The 23,432-nt window shown below is 64.9% G+C and carries 21 protein-coding genes; 9 read left to right on the top strand and 12 right to left on the bottom strand.

What is annotated here, in order from left to right; genetic code table 11:
- The first annotated feature begins 107 nt into the window (after positions 1-107).
- Both adhP and BG83_RS0114130 read left to right on the top strand, forming a co-directional pair.
- Entirely contained in the window at positions 108-1,130 is a 1,023-nt protein-coding gene (gene adhP, locus BG83_RS0114135) for an alcohol dehydrogenase AdhP (RefSeq protein WP_024977348.1), read from the top strand.
- 59 nt (positions 1,131-1,189) lie between these two features.
- Positions 1,190-2,185 carry a 2-hydroxyacid dehydrogenase gene (locus BG83_RS0114130; RefSeq protein WP_024977347.1) on the top strand — a complete coding sequence of 332 codons (996 nt, stop codon included), beginning with the start codon at positions 1,190-1,192 and terminating at the stop codon, positions 2,183-2,185.
- A 12-nt stretch (positions 2,186-2,197) separates the two neighbouring features.
- Here the strand turns inward: BG83_RS0114130 and BG83_RS0114125 are convergent, their stop codons facing one another.
- On the bottom strand, positions 2,198-2,827 hold the full coding sequence (locus tag BG83_RS0114125) for an HD domain-containing protein (RefSeq protein ID WP_024977346.1): 630 nt from the start codon (positions 2,825-2,827) through the stop codon (positions 2,198-2,200).
- 153 nt (positions 2,828-2,980) lie between these two features.
- Between BG83_RS0114125 and BG83_RS0114120 the strand changes: the two genes are divergently transcribed.
- The 3 genes from BG83_RS0114120 (at position 2,981) to BG83_RS0114110 (ending at position 6,018) form a co-directional block, all read left to right on the top strand.
- Positions 2,981-3,679, top strand: a complete 699-nt coding sequence (locus BG83_RS0114120) for a Crp/Fnr family transcriptional regulator (protein WP_235193197.1) — start codon at positions 2,981-2,983, stop codon at positions 3,677-3,679.
- 95 nt (positions 3,680-3,774) lie between these two features.
- Entirely contained in the window at positions 3,775-5,025 is a 1,251-nt protein-coding gene (locus tag BG83_RS0114115) for an MFS transporter (protein WP_024977344.1), read from the top strand.
- Between the two features lie 180 nt (positions 5,026-5,205).
- Positions 5,206-6,018 (top strand): ferritin-like domain-containing protein, encoded by an 813-nt coding sequence (locus BG83_RS0114110; protein ID WP_024977343.1) that lies wholly within the window; start codon positions 5,206-5,208, stop codon positions 6,016-6,018.
- Positions 6,019-6,098: 80 nt separating this feature from the next.
- Here the strand turns inward: BG83_RS0114110 and BG83_RS0114105 are convergent, their stop codons facing one another.
- The 6 genes from BG83_RS0114105 to BG83_RS0114080 form a co-directional block, all read right to left on the bottom strand.
- Positions 6,099-7,178: a porin gene (locus tag BG83_RS0114105; protein WP_024977342.1), complete on the bottom strand. Its 1,080-nt coding sequence runs from the start codon at positions 7,176-7,178 to the stop codon at positions 6,099-6,101.
- A 396-nt stretch (positions 7,179-7,574) separates the two neighbouring features.
- Positions 7,575-8,189, bottom strand: a complete 615-nt coding sequence (locus BG83_RS0114100) for a response regulator transcription factor (protein WP_235193196.1) — start codon at positions 8,187-8,189, stop codon at positions 7,575-7,577.
- Positions 8,190-8,302: 113 nt separating this feature from the next.
- Positions 8,303-10,300, bottom strand: a complete 1,998-nt coding sequence (locus tag BG83_RS0114095) for a methyl-accepting chemotaxis protein (RefSeq protein ID WP_024977340.1) — start codon at positions 10,298-10,300, stop codon at positions 8,303-8,305.
- A gap of 122 nt (positions 10,301-10,422) precedes the next feature.
- Positions 10,423-13,182 (bottom strand): bifunctional glycoside hydrolase 114/ polysaccharide deacetylase family protein, encoded by a 2,760-nt coding sequence (locus tag BG83_RS0114090; RefSeq protein WP_024977339.1) that lies wholly within the window; start codon positions 13,180-13,182, stop codon positions 10,423-10,425.
- A gap of 122 nt (positions 13,183-13,304) precedes the next feature.
- Entirely contained in the window at positions 13,305-13,532 is a 228-nt protein-coding gene (locus BG83_RS0114085) for a hypothetical protein (protein WP_024977338.1), read from the bottom strand.
- 197 nt (positions 13,533-13,729) lie between these two features.
- Entirely contained in the window at positions 13,730-14,518 is a 789-nt protein-coding gene (locus tag BG83_RS0114080; protein WP_024977337.1) for an SDR family NAD(P)-dependent oxidoreductase, read from the bottom strand.
- A gap of 270 nt (positions 14,519-14,788) precedes the next feature.
- Between BG83_RS0114080 and BG83_RS0114075 the strand changes: the two genes are divergently transcribed.
- The gene (locus BG83_RS0114075; RefSeq protein WP_024977336.1) at positions 14,789-15,277 is read left to right on the top strand and encodes a MarR family winged helix-turn-helix transcriptional regulator; all 489 of its coding nucleotides are present in this window, start codon (positions 14,789-14,791) and stop codon (positions 15,275-15,277) included.
- Positions 15,278-15,359: 82 nt separating this feature from the next.
- On the opposite strand, the gene BG83_RS0114070 is transcribed toward BG83_RS0114075, so the two are convergent.
- From BG83_RS0114070 to BG83_RS0114055, 4 genes are all read right to left on the bottom strand, one after another.
- A complete protein-coding gene (locus BG83_RS0114070; RefSeq protein WP_024977335.1) occupies positions 15,360-16,058 on the bottom strand; it encodes a response regulator transcription factor in 699 nt (232 codons plus the stop codon).
- Positions 16,059-16,201: 143 nt separating this feature from the next.
- Entirely contained in the window at positions 16,202-17,131 is a 930-nt protein-coding gene (locus BG83_RS0114065) for a S1C family serine protease (protein ID WP_024977334.1), read from the bottom strand.
- Positions 17,132-17,148: 17 nt separating this feature from the next.
- Complete coding sequence (locus tag BG83_RS0114060) at positions 17,149-17,736, bottom strand: hypothetical protein (protein ID WP_024977333.1); 588 nt, start codon at positions 17,734-17,736, stop codon at positions 17,149-17,151.
- 134 nt (positions 17,737-17,870) lie between these two features.
- Positions 17,871-18,479 carry a TetR/AcrR family transcriptional regulator gene (locus BG83_RS0114055; RefSeq protein WP_024977332.1) on the bottom strand — a complete coding sequence of 203 codons (609 nt, stop codon included), beginning with the start codon at positions 18,477-18,479 and terminating at the stop codon, positions 17,871-17,873.
- Between the two features lie 104 nt (positions 18,480-18,583).
- Between BG83_RS0114055 and BG83_RS0114050 the strand changes: the two genes are divergently transcribed.
- A complete protein-coding gene (locus tag BG83_RS0114050) occupies positions 18,584-20,050 on the top strand; it encodes an MFS transporter (protein WP_024977331.1) in 1,467 nt (488 codons plus the stop codon).
- A 7-nt stretch (positions 20,051-20,057) separates the two neighbouring features.
- On the opposite strand, the gene BG83_RS0114045 is transcribed toward BG83_RS0114050, so the two are convergent.
- Positions 20,058-20,657, bottom strand: a complete 600-nt coding sequence (locus BG83_RS0114045) for an undecaprenyl-diphosphatase (RefSeq protein ID WP_024977330.1) — start codon at positions 20,655-20,657, stop codon at positions 20,058-20,060.
- Positions 20,658-20,902: 245 nt separating this feature from the next.
- On the opposite strand from BG83_RS0114045, the gene BG83_RS0114040 reads away from it, so the two are divergent.
- Together BG83_RS0114040 and BG83_RS0114035 are read left to right on the top strand one after the other, a co-directional pair.
- Positions 20,903-22,273, top strand: coding sequence for a GGDEF domain-containing protein (locus tag BG83_RS0114040; RefSeq protein WP_024977329.1), 1,371 nt, complete (start codon positions 20,903-20,905; stop codon positions 22,271-22,273).
- Positions 22,274-22,297: 24 nt separating this feature from the next.
- Positions 22,298-23,206, top strand: a complete 909-nt coding sequence (locus BG83_RS0114035) for a dienelactone hydrolase family protein (RefSeq protein ID WP_024977328.1) — start codon at positions 22,298-22,300, stop codon at positions 23,204-23,206.
- Positions 23,207-23,432 lie beyond the last annotated feature (226 nt).

Genomic DNA, 23,432 nt, shown 5'->3' with positions numbered 1-23,432 from the left:
GCTAACAGTGTTGCCGATCCCGCTCGCTTTGGCGGTTGACTCACATCAACCCGCACCGGGCAGGCGTCGACCAGACTGGTATCTCCCCCCCAACCAGGAGATCTCTCATGGCCCAGTCGATGAAAGCTGCGGTTGTCCACGCGTTTGGCGAACCCTTGCGCATTGAGGAAGTGCCGGTTCCCACACCTGGGCGCGGGCAAATTCTTGTGAAGATCGCGGCCTCGGGCGTCTGCCACACCGACCTGCACGCCGCCGATGGCGACTGGCCCGTCAAACCCAGCTTGCCATTCATCCCCGGGCACGAAGGGGTGGGTTATGTGGCGGCGGTGGGCGAAGGCGTGACCGCCGTCAAAGAAGGCGACCGCGTGGGTGTGCCCTGGCTCTACACGGCCTGTGGCCACTGCGAGCACTGCCTGAGCGGCTGGGAAACCCTCTGCCACGAGCAGCAGAACACAGGCTACTCCGTCAACGGCGGCTATGCCGAATACGTACTGGCCGATCCGAACTACGTCGGCCACCTGCCCGCGCAGGTCAGCTTCGAAGAGATCGCACCGATCCTCTGCGCGGGGGTGACGGTCTACAAGGGCATCCGCATGACGGATACGCGGCCCGGACAGTGGATCGCCATTTCCGGCATTGGCGGGCTGGGACACGTGGCGGTGCAGTATGCGATCGCCATGGGCCTGCACGTGGTGGCGGTAGACGTGGCGCCGGACAAGCTCGCGCTGGCACGCGAGTTGGGGGCCAAGCTCGTCGTCGATGCCTCGCAGCAGGACCCCGCGGCCGTGATTCAGAAAGAGATCGGCGGTGTGCACGGCGTGCTCGTGACGGCGGTGTCGCGCAGTGCCTTTGCACAAGCGCTGGGCATGGTGCGGCGCGGCGGGACGATCTCGCTCAATGGGCTGCCGCCGGGCGATTTTCCGTTGCCGATCTTCTCCACGGTGCTCAATGGCATCACGGTGCGCGGTTCGATTGTCGGCACGCGGCGTGATCTGCAAGAGTCCCTGGAGTTTGCCGCCGAGGGGCTGGTACGCGCCCACATTCACCGCGACAAGCTCGACAACATCAACCAGGTGTTCGCCGATCTGAAGGCCGGCAAGGTGGATGGCCGCATCGTCCTGACGCTCTGAGTGCCGCCACCGGGCGGTGCGAGTAAGCTGCAGGCATCACGTCCGCTTACCCCACCGCCATGCGCATCCTCTTTTTCAGCAGCCACCGTTACGACGAAGACAGCTTCCGCGCCTCCCTGGCGCGCGGCGGCCACAGCTTCGACCTCGTTTTCCAGCGCGCGCACCTTGACGCACAAACGGCGTCCCTCGCAGCGGGCTTTGAAGTGGTGTGCCCATTCGTGAACGACGCGCTCAACGCGGAAGTGCTCGAAGCGTTGGCAGCGGGCGGCACGCGCCTGATCGCGCTGCGCTCGGCAGGCTTCAACCACGTCGATCTGCCGGCCGCACAGCGCCTCGGGCTGACGGTGGTACGCGTGCCGGCCTATTCGCCGCACGCGGTTGCCGAACATGCGGTTGGCATGATCCTCACGCTCAACCGGCGCCTGCACCGTGCCTGCAATCGCACGCGCGAAGGCGATTTCTCATTAGATGGATTGCTGGGCTTCGACCTGGCGGGCAAGACCGTCGGCGTGATCGGCACCGGACAGATCGGGCAGGTGTTCGCGCGGATCATGGCGGGCTTTGGATGCCAGTTGCTGGCATTCGATCCGTTTCCGCAGGCCTCGCTGACGGCGCTGGGCGTGCGCTACGTGCCGCTGCCTGATTTGCTGGCGCAGGCGGATATCGTCAGCCTGCACTGTCCCCTCAACACCGGCACCCACCACCTGATCGACGCCAACGCTCTGGCCAGCATGAAGCCGGGCGCGATGCTCATCAACACCAGCCGCGGCGGCCTGGTCGACAGCCCCGCGCTGATCGACGCCCTCAAGACCGGCCAGCTCGGCCACCTCGGGCTGGACGTGTACGAGGAAGAGGCGGATCTGTTCTTCGAAGACCGCTCCGCCGATGTGCTGCAGGATGACGTGCTGGCGCGGCTGCTGAGCTTTCCCAACGTCATCGTGACCGCACATCAGGCGTTCTTCACGCGCGAGGCGCTGGCGGGCATTGCCGACACCACGCTCGCCAACGTGGCGGCCTGGGTGGCTGGCGCACCCGTCAATGTGGTGAAGGCCTAGACCCGCAGCAAATCAAACTGCCTCGGCTTTCGGCTGGGACAGCTCGCTCTCGCCTTCCTTCACGTAGATGGAGTTGCGTGGCTTGGCCAGCACGCGTCGCACCATCGGCTCGAAGAACGACAGCGGCAGGTTGTCGTAATCGGCCATGAAGGCGGCGGCGTCGTATTTGGCGCAGAACTCGGCGGTGCGCTCGAACAGCTCGGGCTGGCTGCGGTACTGCTCGCGCAGGTTGCGGTCGAGCCCCAGATGGTGGAAGAAGTAGTAGCCCTGGAAGATGCCGTGCTTCTCGACCATCCACAGGTTTTCCGGGCTCACGAACGGCTTGAGGATGGCCGCGGCGATGTCCGGGTGGTTGAAGCTGCCCAGCGTGTCGCCAATGTCGTGCAGCAGCGCGCAGACCACGTATTCCTCGTCGCGACCGTCGCGGTGGGCGAGCGTGGCGGTTTGCAGGGAGTGCGCGAGACGATCGATCGGGAAGCCGCCGCAATCGCCGTCGAGCAGCTTCAGGTGCGCGAGCACGCGGTCGGGCAGCGCGCGGGCATAGGACATGAACTCGGCCGAGATGGCGGCCCAGTCCTCGCGGGTGCCGTGCTCCATGTGGGAAAACGTTGCGCGCGGGGCGGTGTGCTGCGGATCGGTCATTGGGGGTGTCTCCTTCGTCGCCGGAATGGTCGCGTCGGTGCCGCGTCGTATTGAATGGCTGCGCGGCTGATGGGGCATTCTCTGCCCGGCGCTTGCATGCAGACTGTCAAGCGTTTGACAATGATCGGACTGCCTTCGCCGCATTCTGCCGCCATGCCCGCAGACACCTCCCATACCGCCCCGGCCCCTACACCCGCGCAGCTCGCGCAGGGTTGGCTGCGCGACGCCCCCGCCGACCTGCTGGCCGAGATCGCACCCACCGCGCGCCTGGTCACCTACCCTGACGGCGAATGCATCCACCCGCACGGCGGCCCGGCGCAGGGCATGTTCCTGATCGTGCGCGGCCGCGTGCGCATCAGTCGGACGACTGACGGCGGCAGCGAACTCGTCTACGGCGTGCTGCGCGCGGGCGAGTGGTTTGGCGAGATCGCGCTCATCGACGGCGGCGGCCGCACGCACAGCGCCCACGCGCAGGGGCCCACCACGCTCGTCCTGCTTGGCAGCGCGGCGTTTGCGCGCGTGGTGTCTGCCTACCCGGCCGGCATGTGGGCGCTGATGCAGCAGCTCTGCCAGCGCATCCGCCTGATCTTTGACGAGTTCGAGCACGCCAGCGAAATGCCCGCCGATGCACGCCTCGCCCAACGCCTGCTGCAGCTTGCCCGCGCCGGCGATGGTCGCACCGTGGCCGCCAGCAATGAAGAGCTGGGCCGCATGCTGGCACGCTCGCGGCAGACGATTTCCAAGTACCTGCAGGCATGGCAGCGCGCCGGCTGGGTCCGTTGCCATTACCGGACGGTCGAGGTCGTCGACACGGCAGCTTTGCGGAGGCTGATCGACGGCCACGCTTCCTGAGCGCGCCCTGCGCAGGGGGCACGCGCGCCGCAACCTCCGCCGATAGAATGGATTGTTGCCGCGCAGATCCGCCTGCCTTCACCACTCCCTCCTCCATGCACCCCATGTTCTCGCCCGGCTCGCCCGAGGGCCGGCGCCTTGTGTTGCTGCTCGGCCTCGCGCAGATGGTCTCTTGGGGCACGCTGTACTTCAGTTTCACCGTGTTTCTGGCGCCGATGCACGACACGCTCGGTTGGGCCCGGCCGTTTCTGGCGGGCGGGTTTTCACTCGGGCTGCTGGTGTGGGCGCTGTGCTCGTTCTGGGTTGGGCGCACGCTGGATCGCTGGCCTGCGCGCCGTGTGATGGGCGCAGGCACCGTGCTGGCGGCGAGCGGCCTGCTGGCTTGGTCCTTCGTCTCGAACGAGACGGCCTTCCTCCTGCTCTGGCTGCCGATGGGCCTGGCGATGGCCACCACGCTCTACGACCCAGCCTTCGTCGTGCTTCGCCAGGCGTTTGGCGACGCGTATCAGCGCCCGATCATCGGCCTCACACTGATTGCAGGGTTCTCCAGCACGCTGTGCATTCCGCTCGCGCAATGGGGCGTGGAACACCTCGGCTGGCGGCACACGCTGCAGCTTTTTGCGTTGGCCCATGTGCTGATCTGCCTGCCGATCCATGTGCGCCTGCGCGTGCGGCCCCCCGTGCACGCGCCTGCCGAGGCGCTCGACCCGACGGCACCGGCGCATGCCTCGGCATGGCGCATGGTGTTGCGCTTGCCGGTGTTCTGGGCGGTGGTGCTGGCCTTCGTAGCGACCAGCCTGATCGCCACCGTGCTCGGGGCGCACCTGATTCCGCTGCTGACGGAGAAAGGCGTGCCGACCAGTCGCCAGTTGCTGATCGCGGCGCTCATCGGCCCCGCCCAGGTGCTCGGGCGGCTGGCCATGATGCGGTCGCGCCCGGCGCACCCGGTACGCATTGCACCGTGGACGTACGGCGCCATGGCCGCAGCGCTCGTCTTGCTGGCGCTGTCCAGCGGGCCGCTGCTGATCGTGTTTGCGCTCGTCTACGGCGCAGCCAACGGCATCAACACGATGGTCCGCGCGATTGCGATGCCGGAGCTGGTTTCGCGCAACCAGTACGCCACGCTCAATGGCCTGATGATGACGCCCGTGCTGCTGGCGCAGGCCAGCGCCCCATGGCTGGGCGCACTGCTCTGGCGGGCCAGCGGTGGCTATGCAGCAGTCGAACGGGCGATGGTTGGGGCGGCCCTCGTCGCACTCGCGGCCTTCGCCTATGGCTTGCGGCACGCGCAAAAACGCCACGTACCTACCGCTGCGTCGCGCACCGAGGTGACGCAATCGCCATGACGCATTCACCACTTTCTACGCAGAAGATTGCTTTTAGGAACCTTTGCAAGCGCACATCTGTCTTGAAACATGGGACGTGATGTTTCATTCTCATAGCAAGGGCGGCCCGCTTTTTGCGAGACTGCCGACGGAGGAAGCGCCTTGTCACAGGTTCATCTGGAAACATCTGAGAGCGAGCGCATGCCGTGGTCGGTCCAGGAGATCGCTTACGACAGCATCGACGTCGCACGTGTGCGCGAAAACGGCACGCTGTTCTACCTCGTTGCCAGTGCGTCGTTTGTGGAGAGCGGCTCCGACCTCTATGCCGGCAACCTCGCTCAGTACTACGCCGATCGCCCCGAAACCGCGCACTGGCTGATCCACCATTGGGAACGCGAAGAACTTCAGCACGGCCGTGCATTGCGCCGCTACGTTGAAACCGTCTGGCCCGAGTTCGACTGGGAGCGCGGCTACGCCCGCTTCTTCGAGGAATACTCGGTCACCTGTTCGGTCGACCAGTTCGAGCCCACGCAGGCGTTGGAAATGGTCGCGCGCTGCGTCGTCGAAATGGGCACTGCCACTTTCTATCGGGCCATCGCCCAAGCTGCGGCTGAAGCCGATGAACCGGTGCTGCGTGACCTCGCCAGCCGCATCTCGGCCGATGAAGTCCGACATTACAAACACTTCCTGCGTTTCTTCAACGAGTGCAACGCTGGCGAGGGCGTGGGCCGCGCGCGCGTGCTCAAGGCGCTCGCCTCACGCCTGCGTGAAATCAAGAATGAAGATTCGATGATCGCCCTGCGCAATGTGCTGCGCATCGAGCGCGGGCAGGAGGACGTGCCCGAAGCCGATGTCCGCGCGCTGAACTCGCGCGTCAGCGCGCTGGTGCGCTCTTATCTACCGCTCGATATGGCGGCCAAGATGCTGCTCAAGCCCTTGCGCCTGCGCCCGGGGTTCGAGCGCTCGATTCGGCCGCCCCTGGTGGCCGTGGTGCGGCGGGTGATCCTGCACTAGAACGCGGCGCACGAAAAAGGCGCCAACAAAAAACCCGGGTTGAAGCCCGGGTTTTCTATATCTAGCCGACAGAATGCCGATTAGAACTTGTGGCGGATACCGACCATGGCACCCATTTGGTTGTTGCTGCTGCCGTCCGCGCTGGTGAACACGTCGCCGAGGCCAGCGACACCGAGCGGCAAAGCTGCGTTGCTGCTGTTCTTGGCGTAAGCCACGTTCAGATAGGCGTCGGTGCGCTTGGACAGCGCATAGTCGCCGCTCAGGACAAACAGCCAGGGATTGCCGGCACCGGTGGTCTTGAAGTTCTGGTAGTAGGCCGTACCGGTCAACGCCAGAGCCGGCGTCACTTGGTAGCCGGCGCCCAGCCAGTACAGGTTCGAACGCAGTAAGGATTCGGATGCCAGCGGATGGGTCGCATTGAGCCAGCGATAACCCGCGTAGAGCTTGGCCGGGCCATAAACGTACGTGCCGCCGATGGTGGCGCGTTGTACCTTGAGGTCGGAAGCAATGCCGTAGGCCGCGGGCACGTCCGTATTCCCATTCATTTGGTCATACACGGCACCCACGGAGAACGGGCCGTTCGCGTAGTTCAGTCCAACGCTCCACTCGCGGCCCAGCTTGCTCGCGCCGGCAATCTCCTGGCCATCGTTGCGCGTCGAGTACAGCGCCGAAGCGGTCAGGCCGCCGAACGTACCCATGTATTTCACCGCGTTGTCTGCGCGCCCCGCCATGGCAGCGTCCTGCGAAGCCAGCGAATAGCGCGAAACCGCCATCGGGTCGTATTGCAGCGCGAAGTCGTACAGCAGGTTCTGCTGGCGGCCCAGGGTCAGTCGGCCCCACTGGCCTTCCAGCCCGACGTAGGCGTTACGGCCGAACAGGCGATCGCCCTGGCCCATCTTCCCGTCGTCAATATTGAAACCGCTTTCCAGGTTGAAGATACCTTTCAGGCCGCCGCCCAGGTCTTCCGTGCCGCGCAGGCCCCAGCGCGAACCGGACATACCGCCCGACTGCACGGCACCACGAGAGCCGCCGTTACCCGGCGCCTTGTTCACCCACTCAACGCCGGCGTCGACCACACCGTACATCGTCACGCTCGATTGAGCGAAGGCACCAGCCGAAACCAGGGCGGCAGCAGCGGCCGCAAACAGCTTGATCTTCATATCGTCTTCCTTGAAAAACACCATCGCGGGGATTTGCGATCGGCGGCCATTATGTATGCTCAATTCTCATATTCAGCAATTTCAAAAACGGCCTGTGGTAAATATGAAACCTAAGCGCCAATAGCGAAATTCTTCATATCAATCAACGTCTTGCAATCCCACGTAGATAGCCGTAAGTGGGGTCCACAAGAAGATAAGCCAATGCCTTACGAGACGTAATCCATTGGACGCACAAAGTCATCCAATCGATGATAAAAATTAAATTATTCGAGCGCACCGCTTTTCGATTATGATTCGGCCCGAAGCTTGAATGACAGTTTCACAGCTTCACATCGACTTTAAGAGGCCGCCTTAAACAGCGGTCTCTTTTTTTTGCCGGTGAACTGCACTGATCCGTCAGCCGGGGAGCCCGATCTTCCTGGAGATGCGGTGCTTGAAGGTGGACACCGTCTTGGGCGAAATCCCTAGGCGCCTTGCGATCTCGATGTTGCGATGGCCTTCGGCCAGCAGTTGGTTCACGCGCATTTCGCGCTGGGTGAGCGTGGCGACGCCGGCGCCATCTGACGGCCCCATCGCGGAAGCGGGAAATGAGAGGTAACCGCGTGCCGCCAGCAGCAGCGCCGCTGTCAACGCGGATGTTGCTTCCGATTTCGGCACGTAGGCGTTGGCGCCGGCCAGGAAGGCGAGCCGCGCCTCGTTGCCGGTGGTCTGGGCAGACGTGACCACCAGGCCGATATCGTGGCGTTGCGCTCGAACGCGGCGCACGAGTTCAAGACCGTCCAGGCTGGGCAGATTGATGTCGACGATGGCCAGCTTCGGGCGCGCCGAACGTATCAACTGCAGCCCGCGCGCGCCATCGGCTGCCGTCGCAACAAGCTGCAATTGCGGCGACCCGGCGAGCAGCGCCTGGATGGATTCGAGAACGATCGGGTGGTCGTCAATCGCGACGACGGAATGAAAGGCTTGATCTGCGGGGGACATGGTGGGCGGCGGTACCTGAGCGGGTTCCATGCTGCGAGTCCCCTGTGCGGGTCAGGTTCCGCGCGGTACAGGTTTGCACGATTGCCCGTCAAACCTTGTACCGATTGCAACGCCACGTCCTCAATTCATGACATCTTGCCGGCTCAGGCAAGCCGGAACACATCCACAGCGCCGCGCAGTTCCTGGGCCTGTTGGCGCAGGCTTTCGGCGGCAGCGGCCGCTTCTTCGACCAGCGCAGCGTTCTGCTGGGTCACCTCGTCCATCGACGTGACCGCATGGTTGACCTCTTCGATCCCTTGCGACTGCTCGCGCGAAGCGTGGCTGATCTCGCCCATCAGACCGGCGATGCGTTCCACGCGCGTCACGATGTCCTGCATGGCATCACCAGCGCCGCGTGCGGCCTCGTTGCCGGCCTGCACTTCTTCCACCGAGCGATTGATCAATTCCTTGATCTCCTTGGCGGCGGCTGCGCTGCGTTGGGCGAGGCTGCGCACCTCGCCGGCCACGACGGCAAAGCCGCGGCCCTGTTCGCCTGCGCGGGCGGCTTCCACGGCGGCGTTCAGCGCCAGGATGTTGGTCTGGAACGCGATGCCGTCGATGATGCCGGTGATGTCGGCAATCTTCTGCGCCGTGGCATGGATGCCAGACATGGTGCCGACCAGCCGTTCGACCGTCTGCCCACCAGCGTTGGCCGCCTCGCTGGCGGACTGCACCATGTCATGCGCGTGGTGGGCGCTCTCGGCGTTCTGGCGCACGGTGGCGGCCAGTTGTTCGATGCTCGATGCGGTGCGTTCCAGATTGCCGGCCTGCGCTTCGGTTCGGGCAGAAAGATCCGCATTGCCGGCCGCGATCTGGCCAGTGCTCGATGCGATGGTGGAGGCGCTGGCGCGCACCTTGTCGACGATGCCTGAAAGGCCGTCGCCCACGCCATTGACAGCGCGCATCACCTGGCCGATTTCGTCGCGGCGGGTGGTGGGCAGGCGGTGCGTGAGATCGCCCGCAGCCACACGCTGGGCGACGTTCACCACCTCGGCCAGCGGCGTGCTCACAGTACGGCGCAGCATCCAGTACAGCCCGCCGGCCAGCAGCGCACCGAGTGCCAGGCCCAGCAGCAGGAAGCGATTGCGGGCGGCCACCAGATCGGCGTCGAGTTCATCTACGTAAGCCGTGCCGGCAATCACCAGTTGCCAATCCGGGTACTGCGTGAAGACGGTCAGGCGCTCACGCGCGGTGCCACCTTCCGTGTCGGCCAGCGTATGACGCAGCGTGCCGTCCTTGCGCGCGATCATCTCGCGCACCCAGGCTTGGCCGGCGGCGTCCTTGGCGTCGAGCAGGTTCTTGCCTTCGCGGTCTTGCGTGTGGTCGATCAGCACCTTGCCCTGATCGGCGCCGGGCTTGCCGTCGATGACGAAATAGCCGCCCGTCTTGCCGATGCCGTGCGAGCGGATCTTGTCCTTGAGCAGCGCCAGTTCCGAGCGCACGTCCACACCCACATACAGCGCGCCGATCACCTTGCCCGACGCATCGCGCACGGGTTCGTACTTGCTCATGTACGGCACGCCAAACAGCCAGGCCAGGCCGCGGAACGGCTCGCCGGCCATCAACGCCTTGTAGCTCGGGTGGGCGCGATCGAGAAGCGTGCCGATCGCGCGTTCGCCGTTTTCCTTCTTGAGCGAGGTGGTCACGCGCACGAAGTCGTCACCGGTGCGGGCGAACACGGTGGCGATGGTGCCGCCGGTGCGCGCGAAGAACTTATCCGGCACGGTGAAGTTGAGGTTCAGAACCGTTTCACCGTTCGGGCCGCTCTTGAAGGTGGGCGTCGGCTTGCCCGCCACTTGCACGGTCTGCGCCGGGTCGATGCTGTAGGGGCCTGGCGCGGCGTCGGCAAAGGCGGTCAGGAAGCGGTCGGCCTCGGAGCGCATGGTGCCGTCGAACAGGCCGATCATGTCGCGCATGGCGGCCTCCTGGTTGTGCATGGCCGATTGGGTATTGGCTTCCAGCATGCGCAGACTCGATTGCGAGTTTGCCAGCGCAAACATGCCGAACACCGCAACCAGGGCGATCAGGCCAATCACGGCCAGCCGGGTACCGAGGCTGGTTGGGGGCTGTGAAACTTCAGAAAGGGGCGCAGACGCTCTCATGCTTTTTTTTCCTGGGGGTCGTCAGTCGGGTTAACAACGGATCAACCGGGAAAAGCTTGAGCGCAAACGTTTTACAGGCGGCTATGTCCGACAAAGCAGACTCGCGTCTGCGTTTCCGGACGTCATTTGTCGCAAGTCAGCTCGACGTGCTGGGGCGCGAGCTTGGCGGGGTTGCCAGCACCCAGTTCGATGCGCCAGTCGGCGCCATGGGAGGCACTCACTTCGCGGCCGTCCACGGTCGCCCGGCAACGGGCTGCATTGGCAAAGCGGATGAACGGTCGCGTATAGCCGGCAACATCGACCGACAGCGAGCTGCCATCCGCACTGCGCTGCCAGTTCGACAGCCGGCCGCTGGCATCGCGCACGTAGGGTTGCGTTGGTGCGGCGTTGTTCAGGGCGAAGCGTGCCGATCCGCTGGTCAGGTGGATATAGGTGCCGCCAGGGCCCGCAGCGTAGCCGGCCACATCGCGCGCATCGGCAAGGCGGGGCACGCCGGGCCCCGTCCAACGGACGGTCCGCAGATCGCCATTGCCGCGCACGACCCAGGCATCGCCGTCACGCGCGACAGCCATGGCGCGGAAGTCGAGCACCTTGCGGATGTAGTCCGACGCGTAGATCGGCATGACCGGCTGCGCGACCGCCCAGTCGTACACCTGCCGCAAGGCGGTGAGCGACGCCAGCTTGGTGCCGGAATACATGTGGTAGTAAATGCCGATCGGCTTGAAGCGATAAGGCTTTTCGGTCAGCTCGAACGTTTCGATGGCCCGCGAGAAACCGTAATACGGGCCGTGCCAGAGGTTGGTGTAGATGTTCTCGTTCTGGTCGGGCGCAAACACCTGGAAGAGGCCATCGCCTTTGTCCACGCCAAGCGGCGCCACGGCCGTCCAGCTCGGGTTGGAGCGCGTGATGTAGGTGTCGCCGCCGTTCATGTTCAGCACTCCGGCCTCGACTGTCTTCTGCACGGCAATCGGTGGCACCTGGCCGTTGCCGCTCCACAGCAGCACCTTCACGCGCTTGCCCGGCGGGGCCAGCTTGGTGTTGATGTAGCGGATGGAGCCCGCGATCTCGCGGTCGAAACTGAAACGGTAATTGGGAATGTTCAACGAGAAGGCGGTGTCGGTGCCTTCGGGCGTTTCGGCAGAAGTCGGATCAGGCGGGTTGGTAGTGCGCAGCCAGTTGAACGGGTGCGAGAACGTGTGACTGGCCAGCTCCACGTAAGGCTGCGCAAAGATGGTACGCGCGATCGGCTCGAGCTGCGGCGTGAGCTTCGGATACACACCGTCGGCGGCCACTTCGCCCTCGATGATCGACACGGTGGTCGGCACCTTGTAGCGATCCAGAATGTCGCGCAGCAAGGCCTGGCCGGAGAACTCTCCGGGCGGAAACTCGGTCCGGGAGGCGAATCCGTCGCCGTCGATATGCACAGTCATCAGCCGGCGGCCGTTTTCCGTCGTGGTGTCAGGCACCGGCATGGCGGGCAGTTGCAGCGCGCGGCGTAGAAAATCCAGCGGCTGGATGACCCAGCGCGCCTGGTCGACATCGGGCATGCGAAACACACCGAACGGCTGCAGCACGTAGCCGCCCCACGGCATGATGGCCGCCGCATCGTAGGTGTAGCTGCCGGCCGAGAGCCGCAACAGCGATTGGGCCCCTGCCACGCGGGAGTCGACCTGCACGCCCACGGCCATGCGCCGATCGGGATGGGGCTGCAGCTCGAAGCCCATCATCGGATCATGCGAGACGATGGCAAGCGGCCCCGCCGGCGTGCCGGGCACGGTTTGCAGATTCAGCATCTGCGCCGTAGGGGCATCCATGTTCAGCCCGAACTGGTTGAACATCGCCACGCGCACGCCAGCGCCCATCGTGCGCCGGAGCCACGACGCCCACGAGCCAGGTCGCGGTGCGTTGCTGTCGAACCAGGTGACAACGCCGGCATAGCGGTCGGGCGTGACGGTCGGCAACGGCTTGTTGGCGTCGGCAAATTCGGTGCGATAGCCAAGGTAGTTGATGGGCATGGCCAGATAGAGCACCGATGGCGCGGTGTTGCGGCTGGTGCCTGCCTCTTGGGGTTCGACCAACAGGACACGGCGCGGCATCACTTCCAGCCGACCAATGCCGATGAAGTCGGCGCCCGGCGTGGTGGCGTAGCTGGTGACGCCCGCGGCGCGCGCAACATTGGCGGTCTCGCGCAGACAGGTGCGGTTGTAGCTGGCGCAGTAATCGAGCGCGACCGCCGGCAAGTGATACTGCGCCCCGATGTTGCGCAGCGTAGCAATGCGTGCGGCGCGGTCGGCATCGGGCACATCGCGCAGACCTTCGCCGCCTGTGCGCTCACGCACCAGACCCGCCGTCACAACGCCGGACAATTGCGGCGCCAACGTTTCGAGCCAGGCCGTGCCGCCGGCCAGCAGCTTCGTCTGCGGTGCGCGCCCATGCAACGCCTGAACCAGCGCCGCAATGGCATTGGCGGCATCGGGGGCGCCGCGTTGGAGCGTGTCCAGCCCATCGAGCAGGAAGCCTTGATAGCCTTGCGCAAGCAGCGGCGCAAAGACCTGGTCGGTCACATTGGCAGGCCAGGCGCTCGAGCGCATCGCATCGGTCTGCTGTGTCAGGTCTACGCGAGCGAACCAGAGCGTGGACGATGGCTGTTTCGGATCGAAACTGCCACCCGTTGCCGGGTCCACCACGACCCAATCGAAGGCTTGCAGTTCAGCGGCGGGCACATCGCGGCCGTAATAGAAGGCGATCTGCGGATCTGCAGGCGCAGGCGTTGCCGGCTGCTGTGCGCGAGCGGCCGCAACGCCGAACGCCAACGTAACGACACCCAGCCACGCCGTCCGCCACCACAACCCCATGCTGCCCACAGCTCGCTTGCCCTGCATCCCGATCCTCGAAAGTCGTTCCGACTTTTATTGTGACGGGCTGCGGGCCGATTGCAATGTTTGTGGACACTGCGTGCCCGCCACGATGTCCCGGCGGAGACACGTGGCGGAGGGCAAGCGGCTCAGTAACCGACCACCGTGTACTGCGGAAATTCAGCTTCGAACGCCTTTTCCAGGTCGTCGACGCTGGCGACTGCGGAAGTGTAGACAGCGGTTGTCGTGCCGCTGTTGTATGCGAGCGTGACGGCCCAGGCGGCGTGCGCCTGGTTGACGCGATCGCGTGCGGCCTGAGCCGCCAGTTGACCAGGGCCGTTGTCAGGTTTGGTTCCGTAGACTTTGCAGTTGGACATGGCAATCACTCCGAAGATGTGGAAGGAATGCCGCCAGCGCACGGGCGAGGACACGCTCGATCTGGCTGGTCTGCGATCTCGACGATACAGGCGAACAGACGCGCTGCCGGCTTGTCCCGCCGGCATGCACCAGCGACACGGCCAGCGTAAAAGCCGGGGCCGCGCGCCGGAATGGTGCGTTCGTCAGGGCTGACGTTCTAGAACGCCGACTTCACCACGCCGCCATCCACGCGCAGCGCAGCGCCCGTGGTGGCCGACGACAGCGGGCTCGCCACATAGGCAACCAGGTTGGCCACCTCTTGCGTGCTGGCAAAGCGCTTGATGAGCGAGGTCGGCCGCGCCGTCTCGAAGAAGGTCTTCTCGAACGCTTCGAAGCTCTGGCCGCCGGAGAGCTTCTCGACAAACTCGTCCACGCCTTCGGAACGCGTCGGCCCCGGCAGCACGGCATTCACGGTGATGGCCGTGCCGGCGGTCAATTCGGCCAACCCGCGCGAGAGGCCCAGCAGCGCAGTCTTCGTGACACCGTAGTGGATCATCTCCACCGGGATCTGCACGCCGCTCTCGCTGCTGATGAACACGATGCGGCCCCAGTTCTGGGCACGCATGCCGGGCAGGTACGCGCGGGACAGGCGCGCGCCGCTCAGCACGTTCACGTTGAAGAAGTGCTGCCATTCGGCGTCGTCGATTTCCTCAAACGGTTTGGGGTCGAAAATGCCGAGGTTGTTGATGAGGATGTCGACCTTGGGAAATCGGGCGACCAACGCATCAGCCTGCGCCGGATTGGACAGGTCACCGGCAAAGCCCTCGGCCTGGGCGTCGGGCACCTCGGTTCGCAGACGTGCAATTGCGTCGTCAACGGACGCTTGGGTACGTCCGTTGACGATCACGCGGGCGCCTTCGGCGGCCAGTGCTACAGCAATGGCATGACCGATGCCCTTGGTAGAGCCGGTCACGAGCGCGAGCTTGTTCTGAAGGTGGAGGTTCATGGCGTTCAAAAAAGGAATATGGAGGAGGACGAGCACGCCGCGCCACATGCGTCGGCTGCCACGTTTCAACCATGATACGAACCACCCCGCCCCTTGGCAGCCGCAATCGTTTTGCAGCGATATCCAACGAGATTTGACGATCCGCGTTGGTATCGATCCCGGCTTGACGGCCTGGGCAAGCGACGATTAGTGTGCAATGAAGCACGCTAGCGTTACGGGAATGCGGCGCGCCTTACAAGCCGGATCACCGGCAGAACGGGGAGCACCACCATGAGCATCGACGTACAGACACCTGAGGCCGCCGACACCAGCACCAGTGAAGGCGCCTACCAGCTTGACACCATGGACCGCGATACCAACATCGGTCGGCTCGTGCATCGGGTCCGACACGCGTTGGTGACACACATCGACAGTGCCCTGGCATCGCTGGACCTGACGGCCGCGCAGTGGACGGTCGTCATCTACCTGGCCGAAGACCTGGCCACCACCCCGGCCGAACTCTCTCGCGCGCTGCACTACGATCCGGGTGCGATGACGCGGCTGATCGATCGGCTGGAGAAGAAGAACATCGTCAAGCGCGCGCCCAGTGATGCGGATCGCCGCTCGGTGGTGGTCTCGCTCACCGAGCAAGGCCGCGCGCTGTATCCGGAAATCCGGCCGCTGATCATCGATGTGCTGAACAACCTGCTGCGCGGGTTTTCGCAGACCGAGGTCAAGCAGTTGGAGAACCTGTTGCTGCGCGTGCTGCATAACGCCTGACCTGTTCAGGCGTTCGCGGTTCGGTCATCTGAGCCGACGGCGTTGCCGGCGTGCAGGGCATGGCTTGGGCGCCGCTCAGCCCTCACTGCCCCTCAAGCTCGTGCTTGATCTTGAACAGCTCGGTATCGGTGCGAATACCCAGCTTTCGATAGGCCGATTGCTTCTGCGAGCTGATAGTCTTGATGCTGCGCGCAAATTTTTCGGCAATGTCCGTGACCGACATGCCGTCAAGGCAGCAGCGCAGCACTTCGCGCTCGCGCGGGCTCAGCTCGGAGCGGTCGAGCAGTGCAGAGAGTTTGCTGCCATTCGCGGTGGGCGGGGGCGCATCGGTAGAAAGGGCATCGCTCTCCATCTCGGCAGCCAGCGCTGCATTCAGGCGCTTGCCGCCCGTAGCCACGGTGCGAATGGCGCGCACCAGTTCCGTCAGCTCCTCTTCCTTGCCGACAAACCCACGCGCACCGGCATGCATGACCATGCCAACCGTCGCCTTGTTGTGATGCGCCGAGGCCACCAGAATCTTCAACTCCGGATAGCGCACGCGGATCAGGCGGATCAAGTTCAGCCCGTCGATTTCAGTGGGCCCCAGCGAATAGTCCATGAGCAGGACATCCACCTCGAAGGTGTTGTCCTTGAGTGCCCGCACGATTTCGCGGCCCGACGCAAACAGGCCGCAGACCTCGATATCGGCCTCCTGCTTCAGGCGCGCAGCCAGACCATGGCGGACGACCGCATGGTCGTCGAGCACGACCACGCGGATCGGTCGGGTCGCGGTCCAATTCATGTTGGCGGGTTCCTAGTCGACTTGTTTTGAGTTACTGCGCAGGCTCGCTTGAACGGCACCGCACAGCCAAACGGGTCACATATTAATGTCTTCATGCCCTGACCTGACCCGGGCGGAATCGATGCCAACCGTTGCGAGGGTCTTTATTTGGCCTCGACAACCGTGTCATCACGGGCATAGATGGAGCAGTTCTGATAACGCTCCTTGCACGACGACACCGCACGGAATTCAGCGTTCTGGCCCCACTCGTAGACGAACTGATCGCCGTCGGCGGCCACGAAGATCTTGGGCCACGGCTTGCGCAAATACTCGCCAAAGGCGGCTTGCGACTTCGGCCCGAGTTCACCGGGCTTGCGCGGCTGTAGCGCGGCGGCGGCCACGGTTGCCGCTACGGGCGTCGTGTTCGCCGCCACCGGCGACGCTGCGGCAGCGCGCTCAGCCAACGCCTTTTGCGCACGCGCGGGCACATCGTTGATCCACTCGGCGGGCGCTGCAAAATTCAGGTTCTGCCCGTAGACGGCGGACACCATGCGCGACGTGATGCCGACCAGCCGCGCGTTGCTGTCGAACAGGCCGCCGCCGCTGGAGCCCTGCGAGATCGCCGCCGACGTCTGGATCGCCTTGAGCTCGCCGTTTTCGTCATGCCGCAGCGACGAGATCAACCCCTCGCTGATCGTCAGGTCAAACCCGAGCGGATTGCCGATTGCGTAGACCTTCTGGCCCGTCACCAGCATGCTGCTCGGCACGATCGTGACGGCAGGATAGTGGAAATCGGCAACGCGCAGCTGGCACAGGTCGCGCTGCACGTCGGGATACAGCAGGCGTGCGCCAAAGCTGGCGTTGCCGCGCTTGAGGCTGACCTGCTTGCCGCCGCGCAGCACGTGGCAGTTGGTCACGGCCAGCCCGTCGCCGATCACCACCGCGCTGCCGATGGCCAGCGGCTGGCCGGCGGCGTTGGACACGCGCACCTCCCAGATGCTGGGCGCGACCTTGGCGAACACTTCGGCCGGCTCCAGCGCGGCCACCGGCAACGCGGCCAGTGCCGATGCAGTGGCCACAAACGTGCGGATCATGAAGGCGGTGCGGCGGGTCATTGCGGCGTCAGCAGATCGGAAAGGTCGCTCAGCGTGGTGGAGCCGTCTTCGGAGCGCGTCTTGTCACGCATGAAGGCGACGTCGGCGTCGGTCAGACCGGGGCAGCTTCCGGTGCCCCACGACGGGTTGATGCGGTAGGTGCGATAGCGCGCGTTGATGGCGTGCCACGACCGGCCGTCGTCAGACTCAACCACGCCGGCGCGACACACATGGGCGTTGGTGGGGTAGCTGGCCGTCATCTTGTACTGCTTGCCCGCCTGCGGCACGAACGTCGCCGACACGCCGCAGCGGTAGATGAGCGTGCCCGAGGTACGGATGAAGCTGGCGCCCAGCGCGGTCGGCACACCGGCCAGCACGCGGATCGGCCGCGTCGCATCAGCCGGCTTGAGCGCAGTGCGCGGGTTGCCGCAATACTTTGGGTCGTCAAACGCGAGGATGGTGGCATTGGTGCTGGTGAGCGGGCGGACGAAATCCACCGTGGCCGTGTTGGCGCCGGCAGGCGGCTCCGCATAAGGCGCTGCGCAGCCCGTCAGCCACAGCGCGCCCCCGATTCCGATGGCCGCAGCAATCGTTTGGCTCCTCATAGCCTGTTCCCCCGCGAGTCTTGTGTTTGGTGTGTTTGTGCGACTGCGCACAAGTGTAACCAAAGGTGGAGCCACCGGAAGACCGGGGCGCCGCGCGGGCGTTGCTTGCGCGCGTCGCGTGTTGGGAAGTCCGCTCAGGCGAGCGCCGCATCGATGCGCACCTGCGTGCTGCGGCGCGCGCGCTCGAATACCGCCATGTCGCCCATCAGAAACGCCACGTTGGCGTTGGAGCGAAACGATTCGATTTCGAAGACGAGCTGATCGACGTCGACATCGGCGCGCAATTCACCGGCGGCCTGCGCCGCCGTAATCGTCTCGCGAAAACGGGCGCGCACCGACTCGCGATGCCCGCGCACACGGTCCTGGATGGCTCCCGGCCGCGCCCGGTATTCGTAGCTGGCCGCGCAGACGAAGCAACCGCCCGGCGACGCCCCGCCGGCCACGTAGTCGAACCAGCCATCGGTTAGCGCACGCAGGCGGGCGAGCGGGCTTTCCAGCGCTAGCGCCGGCTCGACCACCATCTCGCGGTAATGCACGACGCCCGCATCCAGCGTGGCCAGTTGCAGCGTTTCCTTGTCGCCGAAAAGCACCTGGATGTTGCCCTTGCCCACGCCCGCATCCGTGGCCACGCGACCGATAGTCAGACCCTCAAGTCCGTCGGTGGAGGCAATGGCGGTGGCGTGCTCCAGCACCTGGGCGCGCGCACGTTCGCCACGCTGGCGGCGGCCGTCGGTTTCGTTCATGGCAATGCCCTATCGATGAGTGGGGACAACGCAATCGGCGCTTGACGTAGGCCAATCGCTCTCTAGTATACGTACGACCGTATATTAATAAACCGAGATCCCCCATGTCAACGGAATCCCTTTCTGCCGCTGGCGTTGCCTCGCCAGCCAAACGGCACTGGCCGGCGCTGGCGGCGCTGCTGACCGGCAACTTCGTCACGATTCTCGACCTGTTCATCGTCAATGTGGCGATTCCGGACATCCGTGCCGGTCTGCACACCAGTTTTGCCGAAATCCAGCTCGTGATGGTCGGTTACAGCGCCGCGTATGCGGTGTTCCTGCTCAACGGCGCCCGCCTGGGCGACCTGTTTGGGCGCAAGCGCATGTTTCTGGCGGGCATGGCGCTGTTCACGCTGGCATCCGCACTGTGCGGTCTGGCGACAACGCCGTGGATGCTGATCGCCATGCGTGTCGGCCAAGGCCTGGGAGCAGCCATTCTGATGCCGCAGGTCATGGCTTCGCTGCGCGTGCTGTTTGACGGCGACGCACGGCGGCGCGCGTTCGGCACCATGGGCGCGGTGCAGGGCGTGGCGGCGTCGGTCTCGCAGATCATCGGCGGCTGGCTGATTGCGCATCCGCTGGCGGCGGAAGTCTCAGGCTGGCGCGCGGTGTTTCTGGTGAACGTGCCGATCGGCATTGTCGCCATCTTGGCGGCGCGCGCCTTCGTGGCGGAATCGCGTGCGCCGGTGGCGGCGCGGCTGGACGTGCATGGCGCCGTGGCAGGCGCGGTGGCATTGGCGATGCTGCTGGTGCCGATCATGCAAGGCCGGGAGTCCGGCTGGCCGTGGTGGTCGTGGGCGGTGCCGCTGGCTTCACTGCTGGTGTTCCGCCATTTTGTGCGCGTAGAGCAAGCGCTGTCGGCGGCGGGCCGCGTCCCCATCATTGAGATGGCGCTGTTCCGCAACCGCAGCTTTGTGCTGGGCGTGCTGGCGATCTTCCTGTTCTACACAGCCATCAGCTCGTACTTCCTGGCGTTGACGATCCTGCTGCAGTTCGGGCGCGGCTTGTCGGCGTTGGCAGCGGGGCTGGTGTTCACGCCGGCGGCCATTGCGTTCTTTACCGGCTCGCTCACAGCCCCCCGCCTGGCTGAACGCATCGGGCAGCGCGCCTTGCTGCTGGGCGTGGCGATCTTCGCGGTGGGCATGGTGGTGCTGGCCGGAATGGCGCAACTGGGCGCCGGCACCGCCTGGCTGATCCTGCCCCTGATGCTCAACGGCTTTGGGCAAGGCATGGTGATTCCGCTGTCGCTCAACACCATCCTGAGCGGCGTGGAGACGGCCCAGGCCGGCATGGGCGCCGGCACCGTCACGACCATGCAGGCCGTCGGCAACGCGGTGGGCGTAACGGTGGTGGGCGTGCTGCTGTTCTCGCTGCTGGGCCAGGTGGACGGGGCAAATGGGGCGGTGGCGATGGACGCCGCCACGCACGCCGCGCACTACGCCCACGCGTTTGCGCTGGCGACGCTCTACAACGTGGGCGCGACGATACTGTCCTTCGTGCTCTTCTGGCGTGCCTGGCGCCGGCACGCCTGACCCACGCTTACTTGCGCACCCAGCCGCGCCGCACGCACGGAGCCAGCAACACACCATGCAACGCCAGCCCCAAACGGTGCAGCGGCTCCGACAGCCTATGCGCCACGCGCCCGCTGCACAGCCATGCGCTCAAGAGTGATACAGCAGCCGCGCCCAGCATGTCGAACGGATAGTGCACACCCAGGTAGATGCGCGCCCACGCCATCGGCACGCCCAATAGCGCCAGCAATACGCCCACGCGCCGCAGGCGTGCGTGCCACATCAGGCTGAACGCTACGGTCCACAGCGCGGTCAGGTGGTCGCTCGGGAACGACGAATCCGGCGCATGCGGCAGCAGATTGGTGCCCAGGTCAATCGCAAACGGCCTCGGGTGATACCAAAGCAGGCTGAAGCCAACGTTGATCAACAATGCCAGCGCAGCAGCCACGCCGGCCTGCAGTGCCTGGCGCCGCGTGGTCGGCTCGCCCCAGAGCCAAGCGGCCACGAGCGTCAGTGGCACCAGCCAGATCGCGTATTCGGCAAAGGCCATCGCCAGCCAGACGGTGGTGGCCGAAGCGTCGGCCGGCGCGTTGATCCAAAGAAACAGCGTGTGATTGAGTGATTCCATACAGCGTCGGCCAACGGCCCAAGTGATTCAACAACGGCGTGAGACCCGGCCCACACTACGAAAGGTTCCCTTCAATTCCCTTGGAACGGGCCTGTGGATAAGCCTAGGCCACCCGACTTAGGCCGGCCGTAGCGATGCCACCAATCCTTGCCTAGGCTTTTCCCGCCGCCGGCCGCTGCCTATGATGTAGGCACACCGACACGCAAGCAGGTCGGATACACACAATCTCGAACCCCGGGGGGTGGATGGAGAGTTTTCTGATTCAGCGAGCCACACGCCAGCAAGCGATGATTGCCGGCGCGATTGCGCTGCTGATCCTGTTGACGCTGGCCGTGGCCGCACCACGTGCAGGCCTGCAATGGCCGGCGATCAACCCGTTCATGCCGATGTGCGCCTTGACGGTGTTCACCACGGCCGGCATTGCCGCGTTTTTGCTGGGCGCGCAGTTCACCGTGACGCGGCAGCCGATGCTGGGCGCGCTGAGCGGTGCCTATGCCTTTACCGCGCTGGCCGTGGCGCTGCAATTGCTGACCTTCCCGGGCGTGTTCTCACCCACCGGGTTGTTTGGCGCCCGCCCCACCAGTGCAGCATGGATGTGGGTGTTTTGGCACGGTGGCTTTCCGCTCTTCGTGGTCCTGGCGGTGCTCATGCGTGATCGGCTCTCGCGCGATGCCGTTGCTGACGGGCGCGTCGGCCTGTGGGCTTGGCTGCTGATCGGCGGGCCGGTGGTGGTGGGTGTGCTGCTGTGCAGCTTTGCGGTACTGACCAACCTGCCGCCGCCGTTGCACGCCAGCAATGGCGACAACCCCGTGGCGGTCGTCCTGTGGGCCATCAACGCGATTGCGGTGCTCGCCGTGGTGGCCAGCGGCCGCCTGCGTGCGGTGCTCGACGTGTGGCTGGCCATTGCCGCGTTGGCCTGCCTGACCGACACCACCCTCAACCTGCTGAGCACAGACCGCTTTACCGTGGGCTGGTATGTCGCGCGCCTGTTCAGCATGTTCGCGCCTGGGGTGCTGGTCTGCGTGCTGGTGTGGGAGGTGACCGCGCTATACCGGCGGCTGTTCGAGGCGCATGTCTCGCTGCGGCAGGCGTCCATGCATGATGCGCTGACCGGCCTGTACAACCGCACCTACTTCAACGAACGTGTCGACAGCCTGATCAGCGCCGCCCTGCGCAGCGGACAGCCGCTTTCGCTGGTGATGGTCGATGTCGACCACTTCAAGCGCTACAACGATGCGTTCGGCCACCTCAAGGGCGACGCATGCCTTGCAGCCGTGGCCCATGCACTGGCGGGCGTGGTGCGCCGACCGTCAGATTTCATCGCACGCTATGGCGGCGAGGAATTCGTCGTCGTCCTGCCCGAAACCGATGCGACCGAAGCGCAGGCCCTTGCCGAGCGCGCACGCGAAGCCGTGCTGCGTCTGCGCATCGAAGCCACCGCGCCGTCGCGCTACGTGACCGTCAGCGCCGGCTGCGCCACGTCTGCGCCGGACAACAGCGCCCTCTCCATCGACACGCTGGTCGAAACCGCCGATGCCGCGCTGTACCGCGCCAAGGCAGGCGGACGCAATATGGTGATGAGTGCACAACAGCCACTGCCGGCCGCGCTCACGTAACGCACGTCAAACGAAGGGGCAGCCATGACGCTCATCCATCGCTGCACCCTTGCCATTGCGCTGGCCCTGCCGCTCCTGGCCCACGCGCAGATCGACACGCAGACGCTGCGCGCCGGCGCCTCGCGCGCGCCGGATCTGACCTTTCCTGACAAGGTGAGCGAACTCGGCATGCTCACCACGCCATCCATGGCGCTCTACAAACCCGCTGGCGATGGCCCCTTCCCGGCGCTCGTGCTGCAGCACCAGTGCAGCGGCCTGGGTCATGGCAAGCGGCAGAACCAGGCCATGCTCGAATGGGCCCGCCGCGCAGTACGCCATGGCTATGTGGCATTGCTGATCGACAGCCTCGGCCCACGCGGTGTTGAATCGGTGTGCATGGGCCCGCAAGGGGGCGTGACGCCCATGCGTGGCGTGCGCGATGCGCTGCAGGCCGCCGCGTATCTCGGTCAATTCGATTTCGTCGACAAGGCCCGCATTGCCCACGCCGGCTATTCCTGGGGCGCGATGATGGGCCTCGGGCTGAGCAGCAAGCACTGGGCAGAAGCCCTGGGGGACGGCACGCGCTTCGCAGCCGCCGTCGCGTTCTACCCTGTGTGCTCAGGTCTCAAGCTGCGCAACGGCACCCCGCTCGACATCCTCAACCCCGACATCGACCGCCCCCTGCTCGTGCTGATGGGTGAAGCCGACACTGAAGGCCCCGCCGCAGACTGCGTCTCCAGGTTGCAGGCCGCCAAGGCCGCTGGTGCGCCCGTGCAGTGGCACGTCTATCCCGACACCACGCACTGCTGGGACTGCCAGCACCTGAACAACTTCAGCAAGACCGACGTGCGCGGCCATCAGGTCGTCTATCACTACAGCCCGCAGGCCACAGAAGACTCAGAACGCCGTATGTTCGAGTTTCTTGATCAAGCACTGCAGATCAAGCGCCCATGAGCATTTGGCTAGCCCGTCTTTGCTGTCTTCTTTATTTCTTCTGTATATAAAAATAGTAGTAGTAGATAACGGTGGATCGTTTCTGTGGATAGCTGCAGAAAACGCTTTTGCGTCAACTGCTTGCGAAATGCACAACCCATCGGACAGCGTGTGGCGTGGCGTGGATGACTCGTGCAGAGTGCGCCCCACCCTCTCGGCAGACACCAAAGTTATCCCTCTGCTGTGG

The sequence above is a fragment of the Ralstonia pickettii genome (genome assembly GCF_000607165.1).
GTDB classification, from domain to species: Bacteria; Pseudomonadota; Gammaproteobacteria; order Burkholderiales; family Burkholderiaceae; genus Ralstonia; species Ralstonia holmesii.
Note: the sequence above shows the minus strand (reverse complement) of the source record. Positions and strands in the feature narration are given on the sequence as shown.